Genomic DNA, 16604 nt, shown 5'->3' on the forward strand with positions numbered 1-16604 from the left:
TTCCTCGTTTGGTTTTTTCATTCGCTGTTAACCCAAATTTAACCTTAGGTTAACCCTCTTTAAACCGAGGTCTTTTTATAATTCGGGCTTTCTTGATTCAACAACAGGAACAAAGCGTTGCGGGCTCGAATTCAGTATCAGTTTGATCGGTTTATTCTGACTCATTTTCTTCTTCCTTTCATGGCGTTTGTGCTGGTTTTTTCCATTTTGGAATTTTTCCGCCTAGATCTTGATTTGGCCGACTTTTTTTATGATGCAAGCGTTGAACGCTGGCCATGGCGCGATCATTGGCTGACCAAGACCGTTCTGCATGATTGGGGGCAGATTGTCGATATGGGCTTGGGCGCTTTGGCATTGTCCGTTCTGCTGTTATCACGTTTCATCAAGCCGTTACGGCCTTATAGCAAAATGTTGCTGTTTCTGTTTATCGCCAGTGTCACCGGCCCGGCCTTGATCGCCGTCTTGAAAAACAGCACCCATATTTATTGTCCCTGGGATTTGTCGTTATTTGGCGGCGACAAACCTTATGTCCGGTTGTTCGACTTTGCCAGTTATCCGGCGGCGATAGGCCATTGTTTTCCGGCGGCCCATGCCGGCGGCGGCTATGCCTTGCTCAGTTTGTATTTTTTTCTGCTGTTGATAAAGCCGGAATATCATTTTGCGGGGCTGTTCAGCGGCCTTTTCCTGGGCTTGGTGTTTGGCATTACCCAACAAATGCGTGGCGCCCATTTTCTTAGTCATGACGTTTTTTCGCTGGCGATTTGCTGGTTCTCTTCGCTGATTTTATTTGTAGTTCTTTTCTGGAGGGACGTGCAATGGAAATAAACAGTTTGCGGCACGGATCGATGAAATCCCGCTTTAGTATTCTGACACTGGCTTTCGTCGTCAGCTTGCCGGTATTTGCCCTGTTTCGCTTAATCTTGTTGATCAGACATTATGCAGATATCGACGAGCCATTTTATAAAGTAATCGCGGCGCTATTGCTCGGGTTGGTCCATGATGTCGCCTTTCTGAGTTATTTGCTGATTCCTTTCGCGCTTTATTTGCTGCTGGTGCCGAATCGCTTTTACCGTTCAATGGTTAACAAAGTGATCGTCTATGTTTTGTTCTTTGCTTGCCTGTACGCCTTGTATTTCGATATGGCGGCGGAATGGTTGTTTTGGAGCGAATTCGGGGTACGATTCAATTTTATCTCGGTGGATTATCTGATTTACACCCATGAGGTGGTCAATAATATTATCGAATCCTATCCGCTGACCGGATTGTTGAGCGCTATTTTTGTCGTGTCGGTCGTGACATTCGCCCTATGCCGGAAAAAAGTGCAGACCCATTTGCTGGTAGAAGACAAATTTTCCAGCCGTTTCAAAATCACGCTGGGTTTGTTGCTGGTGCCGTTAATTAGTTATGCGGCGATCGACCAGTCTTGGCATGACATCTCCCGTAACCGGTTTATCAATGAAATAGCGGCCAATGGTCCCTATCAGTTTTTCGCCGCATTCAAAAATAATGAAATCGACTACCACCGTTTTTATGCCTTGGGGGACGATGAGGAACTGTCCCGGCAAATCAAGCGATTGGTAGGAAACGGCGGCCAGGGGGGTGATTCGTTACCGTTATACGAAATAGCCAGGTATGTAGACGGCGGTGGCGAGGAAAAACATTTGAATGTCGTGTTGATTACCGTCGAAAGTTTGAGCGCCGAATTCCTAAGGCATTTTGGCAATAACGAGAATCTAACGCCTTTCATGGACCAATGGTTCGACCAGGGCTTGTTGTTCACTAATTTTTACGCCACCGGTACCCGTACCACCCGCGGTCTGGAAGCGTTGACATTGTCGATTCCCCCCACGCCAGGCCGTTCCATCGTCAAACGGCCGGACAATGCCAAGATGTTCAGCCTGGGGCGGGTATTTCAGCAAAAAGGCTACGATACGGTGTTTTTGTACGGCGGACGCGGTTATTTCGATAACATGAACGCTTTTTTCTCCGGAAACGGTTACCGTATCATCGATCAAACCGATCTGAGCGAGCAGGAAATTCATTTCGAAAATGCCTGGGGAGTCGCCGATGACGATCTGCTCAGCCGCGCCCTGAAGGAGGCCGACAGCGATTATGCGCAACGCAAGCCATTTTTATTTCAGATCATGACCACCAGTAATCACCGCCCCTACACGTATCCCGAGGGCAGAATCGATATTCCTTCGGGTACCGGGCGTTCCGGAGGCGTAAAATACACCGATTATGCCATCGGAAAATTCATTAAAGCGGCGCAAAATAGGCCCTGGTTTGAAGACACGGTTTTCGTGGTGGTCGCCGATCATTGTGCCGGAAGCGCGCGCAAGGCCGAATTGCCGGTGGATAAATATCATATTCCGCTGTTTATGTACTCGCCCAAAAATATCCAGCCTGGCAAAATTGATACTTTGTCCAGTCAGATTGATGTCGCACCCACTCTATTGGGCTTGTTGAATTTCAGCTATGAAAGCCGCTTTTTTGGGAAGGATATTCTGAAAATGCGGCCGCAACAAGGACGAGCGCTGATCGGTAACTATCAGAAACTGGGCTTGTTCAAGAACGATAAGCTGGTTTATTTGGCCCCCCGGCGGCAAGTTTTCGTCGTCGAGGACCCGCTCGCCAAGGCCGTTCAACTCAAGCCGGAACAAGCGTCAGATTTAGTTGCGGAAAACATGGCATATTATCAGGCAGCCGATTATATTTGGACACATCGTTTGAACCGGTATTGAGCAACTCTTGACTCGTTTAACTAACTCCTTGGTTGGCTACGCCTGGCTGTCGATCGCGGCCGCTGTTGCAACAATTTTGTTGAAATCCTATGCCTACTGGTTAACAGGGTCGGTGGGATTGTTGTCCGATGCGCTGGAGTCATTGATTAATCTGGCCGCCGCCGTGATCGCTTTGCTGGCGTTGACGATCGCCGCCAAGCCGCCGGATCAAAAACATGCCTACGGCCATGAAAAAATCGAATATTTCTCCAGCGGCGCCGAAGGCGTCATGATCATGCTGGCCGCGCTCAGCATCATCGCGGCAGCCTTGAACAGAGTTCAAAACCCCCAACCTATACAACAGCTGGATATCGGTCTGGCTGTTTCTTTTTTGGCTTCATTGATCAATCTATTGGTTGCGCGAATTCTGATACGGGTCGGCAAGCGGCGCCGTTCGATCACCCTGGAGGCGGACGGCAGGCATCTGCTGACCGATGTGTGGACGACGGCCGGCGTGATCGCCGGTGTCGGTGCGATCGCCATACTGGAATGGCTGGGTTATCAGGGATGGGAAATACTCGATCCGATCATCGCCATGCTGGTGGCCGTGAATATTATTTGGTCGGGTATCGGATTAATGCGGCGCACTGTCGCCGGTTTGATGGATGTTTCGTTGACCAGTCGCGAACAACAAAAGATCAGGTTCGTTCTGGATCGGTTCGCCCAGCAGCAGGGCGTCGATTATCACGCCTTGCGCACACGTTATGCCGGCAATCGGCGCTTCATGTCGGTCCATATATTGGTGCCGGGCGACTGGTCGGTTAAGCAGGGACACGATCTGGTGGAACGGATCGAGAACGAAATCCGGGATCGCTTCGATATTATCGATATCGATACCCATTTGGAGCCGATAGAGGATATGGCCTCTTGGCGGCATTTTAATCGATTACCCGAGGAATAAGCATGAGTCATCAAAAAATATTGGTTTGGGATCTACCCGTCAGGGTTTTTCACTGGTCGCTGGTATTGGCGTTCTTTATAGCCTATTTTAGCGAAGACGATTTTTTGACGGCGCATGTCTGGGCCGGCTACACGGCCGGCGGTCTGGTGTTGTTTCGTATTATTTGGGGATTCATTGGCAATCGTTACGCCCGTTTTGCCGATTTTCTGTGTTCTCCCGTTACGGCCTGGCATTACCTGAAGGACGTAATGGCGTTCAAGGCCCGGCGTTACCTCGGCCATAATCCGGCCGGCGCCTGGATGATTGTATTGTTGCTGTTTTTTTTACTCCTGACGACGTTGAGCGGCCTGGTCGTTTATGCCGCCGATCAAGGGTCGGGACCATTAGCGGGCATGGTCAGTCAGAAGTACGAGGACTGGTGGGAAGAAGCGCATGAATTTTGCGCCAATTTTACCTTGTTGTTAGTCGTTCTGCATGTGTTGGGCGTGTTATTGGAAAGCTTCGTTCATCGTGAAAATCTGGTTAGGTCGATGTGGCATGGTTATAAAAACAGCGATGTTGAAAATGATTGAAGTGTTTTGGGCTAGCGGAAGATAGATGAATAGTTTAAGCAATGAAGGAAAAAAGCCTTAAAATGAACGACTTTAGCGGAAGTTTTATAGATCACAAGACGGTGAGCATCATCCAAAACAAATATTTGCCTTATTGGTTGGCGAGCGCTTTTTTCGTGATCGATTTATTCATTCGGCCGTTATTGCCGATCGATGAAACACGCTATGTCGCGGTTGCTTGGGAAATGTGGTTGAGAGGCGACTTTTTAGTCCCTTATCTAAACGGCGAGCCATACAGCCATAAACCGCCGTTATTTTTCTGGTTGATGCATTTAGGGTGGTTGTTGTTTGGCGTCAACGACTGGACGCCGCGTTTGATTGCTCCGGCTTTTTCTTTATTAAGCATGGCTTTAATGGGGCGCTTGGCCGGGCTGTTGTGGCCTGGGCGACCGGCGATTCCACAATTAAGCCAATTCATCTTGTTCGGTTTTTTCTTCTGGGCGATTAGCAGCACGTTGACGATGTTCGACGTGATGCTGAGCTTTTTTGTCTTGCTCGGGATCTATCTGCTTTATGCCATAGCGGTCCGAGGCTTGACGTGGGGGCGGTGGCTGATGCTGGCCATGACGGTCGCCTTGGGAATTTTAGGCAAGGGGCCGGTGGTTTTGTTGCACCTGTTGTTTATCGTATTGATGGCGCCGTTATGGCAACGGGATTTGCCGAAAAGAATGACCTGGGTAACATGGTATGGCGCCATTTTCGGGGCATTATTGCTCGGTATCGGATTGGCGTTATGTTGGGCGTTGCCGGCTGCATATTATGGAGGCGAGGACTACGGGCGGGCCATTTTATGGGGGCAAACCAGCGGCAGAATCGTCAAGTCGTTTGCGCATCAGTTACCCTGGTGGTGGTATTTCAAATTAATGCCGTTATTGCTGTTGCCGTGGATACTTTGGCCCCCAGTGTGGCGAGGGTTTGTGAACGTCAAACCCTTGGATGGGGGGATTAAGTTTTGTCTGTACTGGATTGTTCCGGTAATCCTGGTTTTCTGCCTGATTAGCGGCAAACGTGTGCATTATTTGCTGCCTTTGTTTCCGGCGATTGCTCTGCTCTTGGCGCGTTTGATTGATCGCTTGTCGGAGGAAGCGGAGGGGTGGCAAAAATATCACCGGGTACTGTTTTGGCTCATTGTCGTTTTCGCCTTGGCAGGATTGGTCTTTGCAGGGATGAACGAAATATATGATTGGTTGCCTATATTACATGCACTGTCGCCATTATGGCTATTGGTGTTGTTGGGGGTTGCCGTCGGGTTGGCACGAAAGCCGGCTAATAGTTTACTGGAGGCCACTGCGAAACTGAGCCTATTGACGGCCGTGGTTTCTCTTACCATTGCCGGCGGTTATTTTCAGGTTGCCGGCGAGCGACACGATGTGAGCGATACCAGTCGAGTGCTCGCGGGCATACAACAACAGGGTGGAAAAATACTGTATAAAGGTAAATATCATGGCGAGTATCATTTTGCCGCACGCTTGCGGCAGCCTATTCAGCCGATAAATAGTATCGCCGAATGGGAGGCTTCGTATCCCGGAACGTATTTAATCATCCGGTTTGATCGGAAATTGCCCGAGATAGCCGGGAAACTGTTATTTCGGCATGCCGACAGGGGGCAAAATGTTGCTATTTTTCGACATCCATCATTGTCATAATTAGCATGTACAATTCAAATTCTGTTCATAAACATGCGCTTGTTGATTATTGAAGACAATCGCGACTTATTGTTGGAATTGACGGATTTTTTCGAAACCCAAGGTCATGTGGTGGACACCGCATTCGATGGTATCACCGGTTTACACCTCGCCGTGGTCAACGATTACGACGTGCTGATTCTGGATCTGGGGTTGCCGGGCATGGACGGTCTAGAAATGTGTCGGCGATTGCGGGATGATGCGGGTAAATGGCAACCTGTGTTGATGTTAACGGCTAGGGATACGTTGAACGATCGGTTGTTGGGGTTCGAGCATGGAGCGGATGATTATTTGGTAAAGCCGTTTGCGTTGAAAGAATTGCAGATGCGAATTCAAGCATTGGCCAGACGGGGAGGGGGTCGGCAAACAACATCCATTCTACGTTGCGCCGACTTGGAGTTAAACCTGGAAACGCATCAGGTCAAGCGTGATGGCAAAGAAATAGAATTGACGGTGATTGAGTTTCAAATATTGGAATTGCTGATGCGGCGCAGCCCGAAAGTGGTTAGCAAAAATGAAATCTCCTTTACAATTTGGGGGGATAATCCGCCCGATGCCGATGTGTTAAAAGTCCATATTCATCATTTACGTAGCGCCATCGACAAACCGTTTACGGAAAATTTATTGCAAACAGTGCGCGGCATCGGTTACAAGCTTCAGTGCAGGCATGCCTTATCGTCTTAATATCCGTTACCGGATTTTTTTAACCTATCCATTACTGGGGTTTTTGATCAGTCTGCTCGTTGTCCTGTTCTTTGTCGTTTCCTTCGATATGCTGGAAAGACAGTTCATGGATAATTTTCTGTTGGAAGAGCTGGACCATTTTATCGAAAGTAATCGGCGCAACCCGGCGTTGACCCAACAATTTGCCAAGCATTGGCAGACCTATAAGATCGATGCCGATCATCCCGTCGAATTTCTCGATTTTTTATCGGCCTATCCGCCCGGTACCTATGACGTCGTGTTTCGGGGCAGTATGCATGATGTCGGAATTGCCGAACAAAATGGTGCGCGCTATTACATTCTCTATAACGATCAGGCGTTGGAGTCGCTGGAAATCAATTTGATCGTTTTTCTGGCTGCCGGCGGTGCCTTGATCGTTTGGGCCGCAACCGCTTATGGTTTGTGGTTTTCCAAAAGAGTGTTGAGGCCTGTCATGACGTTGGCCGATGAGGTCAAGGCACTCGATTTAAACAATGGGGAGGCGATAGAAGTAAAAAATTATGCCCAGGACGAGGTTGGATTTTTGGCTTCCGAATTCGACACGTATGTTAATAGGATCAAAAACCTGATTGAACGGGAACGGGAGTTTACCGCCAATGCCAGTCATGAATTGAGAACGCCGTTGACGATTATCAAAACCGCAACGGAATCGTTGTTGTTACGGCAAGATTTGCCGGAAGATTTTGAAACGAGACTGCGGCGAATCGAGAGGGCGGCCAATGAAATGAGCGAGCGTTTGCAGGTTTTGTTGATTTTATCGCGAGAACCGGAAAGTTCCGCGCGAATGGAGGAAATCACCGATCTCGTTAATGTGTTGGAACAATTGCTGGACGATTATGAGTCAATGCGTCCATCTACCGTGACAATTTATAAAAAAATTACTTCCCGCCCATTGATTCGAGCGCCAAGAGCCATGGTTTCCATTGTTCTCGGCAATGTCATCAAGAATGCCTTTTCCTACACTAGAGAAGGGGGGATCGGTTTCGAGGTCACGGATAGGATGTTGAAAATTGCCGATTCCGGCCAAGGTATTGCGCAAAAAAATATGGAACATATCTTTGAAAGAGGCTACAAAGGCAGGGGAAGCGATGGACAGGGCTTGGGTCTTTCATTGGTACAGCGTATTTGCGCGTACTATCATTGGCGGTTATCCATCGACAGTGTTCCCGGCCAGGGAACGACGGTGATACTCATCTTCGACAATCAATGACTATCCCTCAGCAGTTTGTAGTCGATTGCTGATTGCTGGTTCACCCTATGTCAATGTCTAAGCTATCTTATTCCATTTGAAATCAGTTTTTGCGTTGCAGTCATAATATTGAAGCGAAACTGGTTCTGTATATCGGCAGTCCATCGTCGGCTAGTCGGGTTCGATTGTTGCTCAAAGGGAAAGCGGTTATTGAACAACACGACCGCTGGCCGCCTGATACCTGCCTCAATCATTACAGTGCGTTGGTATTACCGATAGAGGAAAGTGGCATATCCGAGTTGGCGGGATTGAGCACTAAAGGCGAATATATTAGGGGGGCGACAAGATCAAGGTTAAAAACTTAATCTTGTCGGTGTTTGCCGGAGGTTTTAAGGATTATTTAGTTGGCAACACTCTGTATTATCGGGTCCTTTCGAACAATTGAGACCGGGTGCAATGCCCGGTCACTCAGGTGAGGACATTATCATTCCACTTGCAGGCGTTTTTTTTCCCGCTGGATGAAATACAAATTGCGTGAATAAATGAGCAATCCACTGGCTTGGCCGACGATAAAGACCGGGTCCATGCGATGTATTGCATAAATCAGCAGGGTGAGTCCGCCGGCGATGCTGAAGTACCAAAACGCGTGTGGGATGATGCTGCGTTTGGCCCGTTCGCTCTTCAACCATTGCACCAGAAAGCGGGCGGAAAAGAGGCCTTGCCCCAAGAACCCTATGGAAATCCAAATCATTTCTTCAGTCATTGCCTATTACCTCTACCTCGGCGTTTTTCGCGCGGTGGTTTAACCACATCACGCCGAGTAAATCGATGATCCCCGCTAGCAGGCGGTCTAGTGTGCCATACTTCGATTGGCCATTGGTGCGTCCACGGTGATTGACGCTTTCCGAGATGACCTGGCCGCCGTTGCGTATCATCAAAGCCGGCAAAAAACGGTGCATGTGATTGAAATAAGGCAACAATAAGAACTGGTCGCGCAGAAATAATTTCAATCCACAACCGGTATCGGGCGTGTTATCGTGTAGTAGCGTGGAACGGACGCTATTGGCGATTTTGGAGCTGATGCGCCGCCAGGCACTATCGTTACGTTGTTTGCGCCATCCGGCGATCATCCAAAGCGAGGGGTTTTCGCTGCGTTGCTGTTGGAAAACTTGCCACAAACGCGGAATGTCAGCGGGGTCGTTTTGGCCATCGCCGTCCAGCGTGGCGATAATGTTGTATCTGGCTGCCATGACGCCACTGTGGATTGCAGCGCTTTGGCCGCGGCTTTGCCGGTGACGCAACACCCGTAAATTGGTTATCCGTTGCGCCGCCTGTTGTAAAATTTGTGGACTTTGATCATTACTGCCGTCATCGATATAAATGATTTCATAGGTTGAGGATGGCCCCATTGCGTCGACGATTTCATGCAAAAGAGGTTCAATGTTCTCGGCTTCATTAAAAACCGGAACGACAACTGAGATTTCCAACAATCATTCTCCAATATAATTTATAGGCTTTAGGAACGGAATTACTGTCTGAAAAGAAGCAAGCTGTGCGAATAAGATAAGCCGCCAAAAATCGAAACTATTATAATATTTTAAGCTTTAATTTTCATTAAATGAGTAAAGGGTAATTAGGTCATTTCGACACTTGGTAAGACAGGAGAGAATAGAAGCGGGTTGATGTGAACCAAACTTAAAATTGGTAATCGTTTCTTGCTTGCCACGATAGTTAAGTTTATGTTACTCCTTTGTTCGGATTGGTGAGTTCGTTGAGGTGAATTGAAATGAAAAACGTTAACTTATTGGCCTCGTGTCGGTTATTCGTGCTACTCTTTTGCGCTACTTTTTATCATTCGGTTGTCAACTCTGCCGAAGGAGTGTCCGCCATGCCCTTTACCCTAAGCGCTTCCGGTTTCGCTGATCGGGATGAGATTCCCCAACGCTTTACTTGCGACGGCGAGGATATTTCGCCTGCCTTGAACTGGTCCGGTGTGCCGGAAGGTGCACAAAGTTTGGTGTTGATTGTCGACGACCCCGATGCGCCCGACCCCGCCGCGCCGAAAATGACTTGGGTGCATTGGCTGTTGTATAACCTGCCGCCAACTTCAACCGGCTTGCCAGAGGCGGTCGCTGCTGGCGATCTTCCCGCAGGTACTTTACAGGGCAGTAACGATTGGCGGCGCACCGGTTATGGCGGGCCTTGTCCACCCAAAGGTCGTCACCGTTATTTCCATAAGCTGTATGCATTGGATGTGGTGTTGCCCGATCTGAAGCGACCCAGCAAGGCCGAATTGGAAAAGGCCATGCAAGGCCACATCATCGACCAGGTCCAGTTGATCGGCACCTACCAACGCTAACACCCTTACTGTTTCAGTGTCTTCAATATATCCAAAGGGAAGACGATAGTGGAGGATTTGTCGCCGGCGATTTCGGTCAGCGTTTGTAAATAACGCAGCTGAATCGCCTCGGGTTGTAACGCCAACATTTGCGCGGCCTGCAGCAGTTTTTCCGCCGCCTGCATTTCACCGTCGGCGTGGATCACTTTGGCGCGCCGCGTCCTTTCCGCTTCCGCCTGTTTGGCGATGGCCCTGATCATGCTTTCGTCGAGATCCACATGTTTGATTTCGACGTTCGAGACCTTGATGCCCCAGGCATCGGTTTGCTGGTCGAGATTGGTCTGGATGTCGATATTCAAACGGTCGCGTTCCGCCAGCATTTCGTCCAGTTCATGTTGCCCCAGCACCGAACGGAGCGTGGTTTGTGCCAGCTGGCTGGTTGCGTCATAAAAATTCTCCACCTGGATGATCGCCTTGTCCGGTTCAATGACGCGGAAATAAACCACGGCGTTGACTTTGACCGATACGTTGTCGCGGGAAATGACGTCCTGTGTCGGCACATCCATGACGATGGTGCGCAGATCGACCCGTTCCATTTGTTGAATCAACGGGATCACGATGATGAAGCCCGGCCCCTTGACCTTATAGTAACGACCGAGCATAAAGATGACGCCGCGTTCGTATTCCCTGAGGATGCGAAAGGAACTGATCAACAAGACCAGCAAAACACTTAAAAAGATATAACCGAAATTTGCAAACATCACTCTTCCTCCTCATGTGGTATCGGTTCGACGCGGAGCATCAAACCCTCGATGGCCGTGACTTTAACTTTCTCGTTTTTATGTAGTGGCCGGCTACATCGAGCTCGCCAATTTTCACTGTGAATCCGGATCATGCCGGTACCGCTGAAATCACTCAGCGCCTCGCCGACACAGCCCAGCATTTCTTCTTTGCCGCTAACGATCGGTCTATGCCGGGACTTGATCAGCAGACCGATGGCAATGATGAAAAAGGCCGCGCTGCTCAGGGCGAATCCGGCGATCAAACCCAGGTCGATACCGAACCCCGGCACCTCGGTGTCCATCAAAATGATCGAGCCGATGACGAAGGCGACCACGCCGCCCAGGCCGAGAATGCCGATACTGGGCACGAAAGCTTCGGCGATCATCAAGCCGATTCCCAATAGAATCAGGGCCATGCCGGCATAGTTGATCGGCAATAACTGCAAGGCATAAAGGGCTAGTAGCAGACAAATTCCGCCTATCGTGCCGGGCACGATGCTACCCGGATTGGAGAATTCGAACACCAGTCCGTAGATACCGACCATCAGTAAGATATAAGCGATGCTCGGATTGGTGATGACGGCGAGAAATTCACTGCGCCAGTCGGGTTGAATTTTTTTGATGACGACTCGGGACGTATCGAATGTGATTTCCCGGTTATTTACCTTGACTTTTCTTCCCTGGAGTTGACGTAATAGGTCGTCGACGTCGTTTGCCAGGATGTCAATGACATTCAGTTTCAGCGCTTCTTCGGCGGAAAGACTGGCGGCTTCGCGCACCGCTTGTTCTGCCCATTGTTCATTGCGACCGCGCATTTTGGCCAAGCCGCGAATATAGGCGGCCGCGTCGTTGACCATTTTGTGCGACATCGGGTCGTCCAACGGTTTTTTGTTGCCTTCCTTGTTATTACCGTTCTCCTTGTCGTCGCCTAGACTGCCGAAACCGCCGATTTGCACCGGTGTGGCGGCCCCCAGATTGGTGGCCGGAGCCATCGCGGCGATGTGGCTGGCATACAGAATGTAAGTGCCGGCGCTGGCGGCGCGTGCGCCGCCAGGAGCGACATAACTGATCACAGGAATAGGGGAGGAAATTATTTGCTTGATGATTTGCCGCATCGAAACGTCCAAACCGCCCGGCGTATCCATTTGCAGCAAAACGGCCATGGCCTTGCCATCGATGGCTTTTTGCAGGTTACGTTCGAAATAATCGGCCGTCGCCGGTCCAATCACGTCGTGAATATCTAATTGAATAATGACCGCTTGCGTGGTCGTCTGATTCGATTCAGTTTCACCATGAACGGTTGCCGTGACAATCAACAGCATCAACAAGCCAAACCGAATATATCGTGTGAATAACATAACCGTGTAATCCACTTCAATTGCGGTAGTTGCAGTTTACTCCCACAGACTAATAGCGGCAACGATTTCAGACCTAGCCCTGTATTGCGGGAGTAAACTTTCTGTTCTTGAAATCCGCTAGGAATAAAAAAACGTGAAGAATATCGCTAAATCAGTATGTTCTAATGATGTTTTATGAAAAGTAGTGTAACTTATTTGAATATTCTTAATCTGTTATGAGGAATGGTTATGTCTAAGGTTCAATGGTCAATCGTTGGTTTACTAGTCGCATTGGTACTGTCTTTTGCAGCTGGTCCCGCCTACAGCGGACAAAAAAAGGCTGGCGGCAATCAACCGTTGAGTGCCGCCGAAGCGGAGTCGCTACTGTTTATGCGGGAAGAGGAGAAAATGGCCAGGGATGTGTATTTAACGTTTTATCAATTCTGGCAGGATGAGGTATTCAACAATATTGCCGATTCCGAACAATCGCATATGGATGCGATCCAGTCGTTGTTGGAAAAATACGATTTGCCCGATCCGGTCATCGATGGAATCGGCCTGTTTACCAATACCGATTTGCAACAATTATTCGACCAGTTGATTGAACGCGGCGACACATCCCGCATGGCGGCGCTTTACGTCGGCGCCTTGATCGAAGAGGTTGATATGCGCGACATACAGGAAGCCATCGACATGATGGATCATGAAGACATTATCACCGTCTATGAAAACCTCTTGAAAGGGTCGCGTAACCATTTAAGGGCCTTTGTCGGTAAGATCGAGGATGAAGGCTTGGTCTACGAGGCGCAAGTGCTGAGCCAAGAAGAAGTCGACGAGATCGTCGATTCGCCGATGGAAAGGGGAGGAAGGTAAGCGTCATTGTGAAAGCTTCTTGCAAGCCGGGCAATGAAGCCCGGCCTTTTTGAGTGGCAGCTTTCAGCGACCCTGGTCGGTCTTGCATTAGTGAAGGGCATCTCTGGGGCAATCCTCGCTAGATTGTCCTTCGAGGTATTGGATAAAAGCCGCATAATCCAGGGCTTTGCTGAATATGAATCCTTGGGCCAATGAACAGCCGTGTTCCAATAGAAAGCGACATTGTTCCTGGCTTTCCACCCCTTCCGCGATGATGTCGAGGCCAAGCGCCTTGGCCATTTCGATGATGGCGATCGTGAGTGTGCGATTCTCATTGGTTTCGTCGATCAGCGAAGGCATGAACGAGCGGTCAATCTTTAGAATGTCGATGGGAAAACGTTTCAGATAGCTCAAGCTGGAATAGCCTATGCCGAAATCGTCGATCGCTATCTTATGTCTCATGTTCTTGATAGCGTTGAGTTGTTTGATGATCGAGTTTTGATTATGCAGTAACAGTGACTCGGTGATTTCGATTTCGATAAGGTCGGCCGGTATTGCAAACTCTTCCCGTTTTTTCGCCAATATTTTGGAAAAATCGTCCCGCAGGAACTGCACTGGGGAAACATTGATCGCGATCGGAAATTGCCATCCTTTGTCTCTTAGGGATTCCAACAGGCAACAGGTTTCCTCGATGATCCATTCGCCGATCGGAATGATTTGGCCGGATTCTTCGGCGATATCGATAAAGTCATCCGGCATCAGCAAACCCTGTTGCGGATGTTGCCAACGAATCAAGGCTTCTGCGCCGATTAAGCGATTGCGACCGATGTCGATTTTGGGTTGCAGATGTAGTTCTAACTCGTTGTTTTTGGTTGCATTAAAAAGCGAATCGCGGATTTCCGTTTTATGCCTTAATTGCTCGTTCAATTCCAATTTAAAGAATTCAAAGTTCGCACGGCCGTTTTTCTTGGCCTGATACATGGCGATATCGGCGTTTTTTATCAGCGTTTCCAAGGTGTCTCCGTCATCGGGAAAACAAGTGATACCGATCGAGCAACTGATGCGTAACTTATTGCCATCGACCTGGAAAGGGCAGGCGATTTCATTGGCCAGCTTTTTCGCTATTTCCGCGACATTCGATTTTGTATGCGGTTCCGCCAACAACACGGCAAATTCATCCCCGCCGAGGCGAGCCACCAGATCGGATTTTCGTAAGCAGTGCTTCATGCGCTTGGCGACTTGCTGCAGCAGTTTGTCGCCTGAGTCGTGGCCGAGGGTATCGTTGACGTCCTTGAAATGGTCGAGATCGATTAATAAAACGGCAAATAAACGCTGGTTACGTTTTGCCAGCAACAACCATTGCGATAAACGCTCGTAGAATTGCGAGCGGTTGGACAAACCGGTCAGGGAGTCGTTGTAAGCGAGAAAATTGATGCGACGTTCTTTTTTCTTACGCAGCGTTATGTCCTGGAAATTGGCGATGAAATATTGCATAACGCCTTTCTCGTCCTTGACGGCATTGATACTCAACCACTCGAGGTAAATTTCCCCATTCTTGCGCCGGTTCCAGATTTCACCGCTCCATTGCTGCTGCTTAATTAAGCTGTTCCACATTCGTTTGTAAAATCCAGGTCCATGGCGGCCGGAACTGAGGACTCTTGGCGTGCGGCCGATGACCTCGACTTCCGCATAGCCGGTAATGTCGGTAAATGCTTCATTGACGGTCAAGATTTTCATCTGTCCGTCGGTGATGAGCATCGCGTTGTCCGAATATTGGAATGCCAGGCCGGAGAGTAGTTGTTTTTGTAACGAGTTGTTCTCTATTAACGTATTTTTCAATTTGTCTAGCACATAATTGTATTTATCCTGTCGGTTGATGACGGAATCGATACGGTAGCTGAGTAACTCTGACATCTGTTTGATTTTATTTTCCTGCAAATCAAAGATTACGATCGGTGTGGTCAGACTGTTTTTCCGGAAGATTTTGATCAAGGCCATGCCCTCCGGACGCGCCAGATCGATATCCAGCAGGATAAGGTCCGGTTTGAATTCATTGAATAAACAAACGGCTTCGGGATGAGAATGGGTATAGAACAAATGACCGACGCGGCGTTTCAAATAGGCGCTAAAGACCGACTTGCTCTTATCTTCATCCTGAATGAAGAGAATTTTTGCTTCGGACAATATATTGGTTGGTTCATCCTTTTCGAACTGCGGGGTTGCTAGCTCGGAATATTTCGCTTCCGGGGCCAGCGCAAGATCCAACATGGTGATATCGTCTTTGTTGCGTTCTATGCCATCGCTCAGCTGTGTCAACAATTCATCGAAACGGAATTGATTATTGATGGCGCTTAATTGTTCTTCGATATAATCCTGGCCTAGCGATTTACCGTGATCATTCTCAAGGTCGACCAGGCCATCAGTATAGCAATACAAATTACAGAGTTGCTTGATGTCGAATTCCTCTACTTGCGGATGAAACTTGACCGCAGGCAGGATGCCCAGCGGTATTTCACTGGAATCGAACTTCGCCAACAGCTTTCCGTTCTGGTCGATCAGCAAGGCGGCCGGATTGCCGCAGTTGATGACTTGCAATTTGTTTTGAATGCGGTTGAAACAGACTAACGTAATCGTGACGAAAAAATCGTTTAGCTTCAGTTTATAGATTTCTTCATTCAATTCGCTGGCGATGAATTGGATCGCCATTTTTTTTCTGGCCAGCTCGGTAAAGCGCGAGGGAACAAACAAGGCGGGCATCGCCGCATCGACGCCGTGTCCCGCCGAATCGGCCAAAAATAGATAATGCAGGCCGTTCGAATCATTGTATTCGGAGAACAAGTCACCGCTCACGGAGCCGGCCGGTTTGGAAAAATATTTCACATTGTTACTCAAATCACGGATCGGCGTGAGCAGGCGGCGGGCCCGGTTTTCGATGTGTTGCAAATAGTGTTGTGATTGGCTGTATAGCTGACTGAGTTCATGCAACTGCTGCTCGATCCTCATGATTTTGGCGCTTTCCTTACGCACTTCGCTAATGTTTTTCATTAAATCATGCATGCGTACCGGTTTGGGTAGGACCATGTCTATGCCTAGCTCGAATGCCTGCAGCAGGCTTTCTTTATCGGCATAGGCGGAAACCAGAATAAACGGGACATCGACGTTTTTGGCTAAAATCCTTTTGTACAGTGATAATCCGTTGCCTTGCCCCAGGCATAAATCGGAGACGACGACGTCGGGCCGATTATTGTCAAACTGGATTAGCGCTTCCTCTTCGTTACTGGTCAAGATCGTTTCGAATTTTTGCCGCATTAGATAGCGTCCCATGACCTCCAGCGTATCGGTTTCGTCATCGACCAGCAGAATTTTCATGGCATGGGGTTTCGTATTGTTTTGATTAGACATT

Annotated in this window: 14 protein-coding genes; 9 read left to right on the forward strand and 5 right to left on the reverse strand. The window is 48.8% G+C overall.

The genetic code is table 11. The annotated features are described in order from the left end of the window. Positions 1-117 precede the first annotated feature (117 nt). The 7 genes from EP25_RS0119685 (at position 118) to EP25_RS0119715 (ending at position 7913) form a co-directional block, all read left to right on the forward strand. Entirely contained in the window at positions 118-825 is a 708-nt protein-coding gene (locus tag EP25_RS0119685; protein ID WP_031435436.1) for a phosphatase PAP2 family protein, read from the forward strand. Then, the gene (locus EP25_RS0119690) at positions 816-2744 is read left to right on the forward strand and encodes an LTA synthase family protein (RefSeq protein ID WP_051906929.1); all 1929 of its coding nucleotides are present in this window, start codon (positions 816-818) and stop codon (positions 2742-2744) included. The genes EP25_RS0119685 and EP25_RS0119690 overlap by 10 nt, the downstream gene beginning before the upstream one ends. A gap of 7 nt (positions 2745-2751) precedes the next feature. Continuing rightward, positions 2752-3684: a cation diffusion facilitator family transporter gene (locus tag EP25_RS0119695; RefSeq protein WP_031435438.1), complete on the forward strand. Its 933-nt coding sequence runs from the start codon at positions 2752-2754 to the stop codon at positions 3682-3684. A 2-nt stretch (positions 3685-3686) separates the two neighbouring features. Beyond that, positions 3687-4256, forward strand: a complete 570-nt coding sequence (locus EP25_RS0119700; RefSeq protein WP_031435439.1) for a cytochrome b/b6 domain-containing protein — start codon at positions 3687-3689, stop codon at positions 4254-4256. 101 nt (positions 4257-4357) lie between these two features. Continuing rightward, positions 4358-5941: an ArnT family glycosyltransferase gene (locus tag EP25_RS0119705; RefSeq protein ID WP_051907034.1), complete on the forward strand. Its 1584-nt coding sequence runs from the start codon at positions 4358-4360 to the stop codon at positions 5939-5941. A 33-nt stretch (positions 5942-5974) separates the two neighbouring features. Next, positions 5975-6664 carry a response regulator transcription factor gene (locus EP25_RS0119710; RefSeq protein ID WP_031435441.1) on the forward strand — a complete coding sequence of 230 codons (690 nt, stop codon included), beginning with the start codon at positions 5975-5977 and terminating at the stop codon, positions 6662-6664. Further along, the gene (locus tag EP25_RS0119715; protein ID WP_031435442.1) at positions 6648-7913 is read left to right on the forward strand and encodes a sensor histidine kinase; all 1266 of its coding nucleotides are present in this window, start codon (positions 6648-6650) and stop codon (positions 7911-7913) included. The genes EP25_RS0119710 and EP25_RS0119715 overlap by 17 nt, the downstream gene beginning before the upstream one ends. Before the next feature lie 463 nt (positions 7914-8376). On the opposite strand, the gene EP25_RS0119720 is transcribed toward EP25_RS0119715, so the two are convergent. Both EP25_RS0119720 and EP25_RS0119725 read right to left on the reverse strand, forming a co-directional pair. Then, the gene (locus EP25_RS0119720; protein WP_031435443.1) at positions 8377-8655 is read right to left on the reverse strand and encodes a lipid-A-disaccharide synthase N-terminal domain-containing protein; all 279 of its coding nucleotides are present in this window, start codon (positions 8653-8655) and stop codon (positions 8377-8379) included. Further along, complete coding sequence (locus tag EP25_RS0119725; RefSeq protein ID WP_031435444.1) at positions 8648-9379, reverse strand: glycosyltransferase family 2 protein; 732 nt, start codon at positions 9377-9379, stop codon at positions 8648-8650. Before EP25_RS0119725 ends, EP25_RS0119720 begins: the two co-directional genes overlap by 8 nt. Positions 9380-9780: 401 nt before the next feature. On the opposite strand from EP25_RS0119725, the gene EP25_RS0119730 reads away from it, so the two are divergent. Beyond that, positions 9781-10251 carry a YbhB/YbcL family Raf kinase inhibitor-like protein gene (locus EP25_RS0119730; RefSeq protein WP_031435445.1) on the forward strand — a complete coding sequence of 157 codons (471 nt, stop codon included), beginning with the start codon at positions 9781-9783 and terminating at the stop codon, positions 10249-10251. A 5-nt stretch (positions 10252-10256) separates the two neighbouring features. Here the strand turns inward: EP25_RS0119730 and EP25_RS0119735 are convergent, their stop codons facing one another. Together EP25_RS0119735 and EP25_RS0119740 are read right to left on the reverse strand one after the other, a co-directional pair. Beyond that, a complete protein-coding gene (locus EP25_RS0119735; RefSeq protein ID WP_031435446.1) occupies positions 10257-10991 on the reverse strand; it encodes a slipin family protein in 735 nt (244 codons plus the stop codon). After that, positions 10991-12370, reverse strand: a complete 1380-nt coding sequence (locus EP25_RS0119740) for an NfeD family protein (protein ID WP_036301483.1) — start codon at positions 12368-12370, stop codon at positions 10991-10993. Before EP25_RS0119740 ends, EP25_RS0119735 begins: the two co-directional genes overlap by 1 nt. A 228-nt stretch (positions 12371-12598) precedes the next feature. Between EP25_RS0119740 and EP25_RS0119745 the strand changes: the two genes are divergently transcribed. After that, on the forward strand, positions 12599-13222 hold the full coding sequence (locus EP25_RS0119745; RefSeq protein WP_031435448.1) for a DUF2202 domain-containing protein: 624 nt from the start codon (positions 12599-12601) through the stop codon (positions 13220-13222). A gap of 87 nt (positions 13223-13309) precedes the next feature. Here the strand turns inward: EP25_RS0119745 and EP25_RS22685 are convergent, their stop codons facing one another. Then, positions 13310-16603 (reverse strand): EAL domain-containing protein, encoded by a 3294-nt coding sequence (locus tag EP25_RS22685; RefSeq protein WP_051906931.1) that lies wholly within the window; start codon positions 16601-16603, stop codon positions 13310-13312. Position 16604 lies beyond the last annotated feature (1 nt).

Source organism: Methylomarinum vadi (assembly GCF_000733935.1).
Taxonomy (GTDB): domain Bacteria; phylum Pseudomonadota; class Gammaproteobacteria; order Methylococcales; family Methylomonadaceae; genus Methylomarinum; species Methylomarinum vadi.

Bases quoted from the DNA above. Each gene is read 5' to 3' on its own strand.
- EP25_RS0119690 (WP_051906929.1), top strand. From the start codon at position 816: ATGGAAATAAACAGTTTGCGGCACGGATCGATGAAATCCCGCTTTAGT.
- EP25_RS0119700 (WP_031435439.1), top strand. From the start codon at position 3,687: ATGAGTCATCAAAAAATATTGGTTTGGGATCTACCCGTCAGGGTTTTT.
- EP25_RS0119710 (WP_031435441.1), top strand. From the start codon at position 5,975: ATGCGCTTGTTGATTATTGAAGACAATCGCGACTTATTGTTGGAATTG.
- EP25_RS0119715 (WP_031435442.1), top strand. From the start codon at position 6,648: ATGCCTTATCGTCTTAATATCCGTTACCGGATTTTTTTAACCTATCCA.
- EP25_RS0119720 (WP_031435443.1), bottom strand. From the start codon at position 8,655: ATGACTGAAGAAATGATTTGGATTTCCATAGGGTTCTTGGGGCAAGGC.
- EP25_RS0119730 (WP_031435445.1), top strand. From the start codon at position 9,781: ATGCCCTTTACCCTAAGCGCTTCCGGTTTCGCTGATCGGGATGAGATT.
- EP25_RS0119735 (WP_031435446.1), bottom strand. From the start codon at position 10,991: ATGTTTGCAAATTTCGGTTATATCTTTTTAAGTGTTTTGCTGGTCTTG.
- EP25_RS0119740 (WP_036301483.1), bottom strand. From the start codon at position 12,370: ATGTTATTCACACGATATATTCGGTTTGGCTTGTTGATGCTGTTGATT.
- EP25_RS0119745 (WP_031435448.1), top strand. From the start codon at position 12,599: ATGTCTAAGGTTCAATGGTCAATCGTTGGTTTACTAGTCGCATTGGTA.
- EP25_RS22685 (WP_051906931.1), bottom strand. From the start codon at position 16,603: ATGTCTAATCAAAACAATACGAAACCCCATGCCATGAAAATTCTGCTG.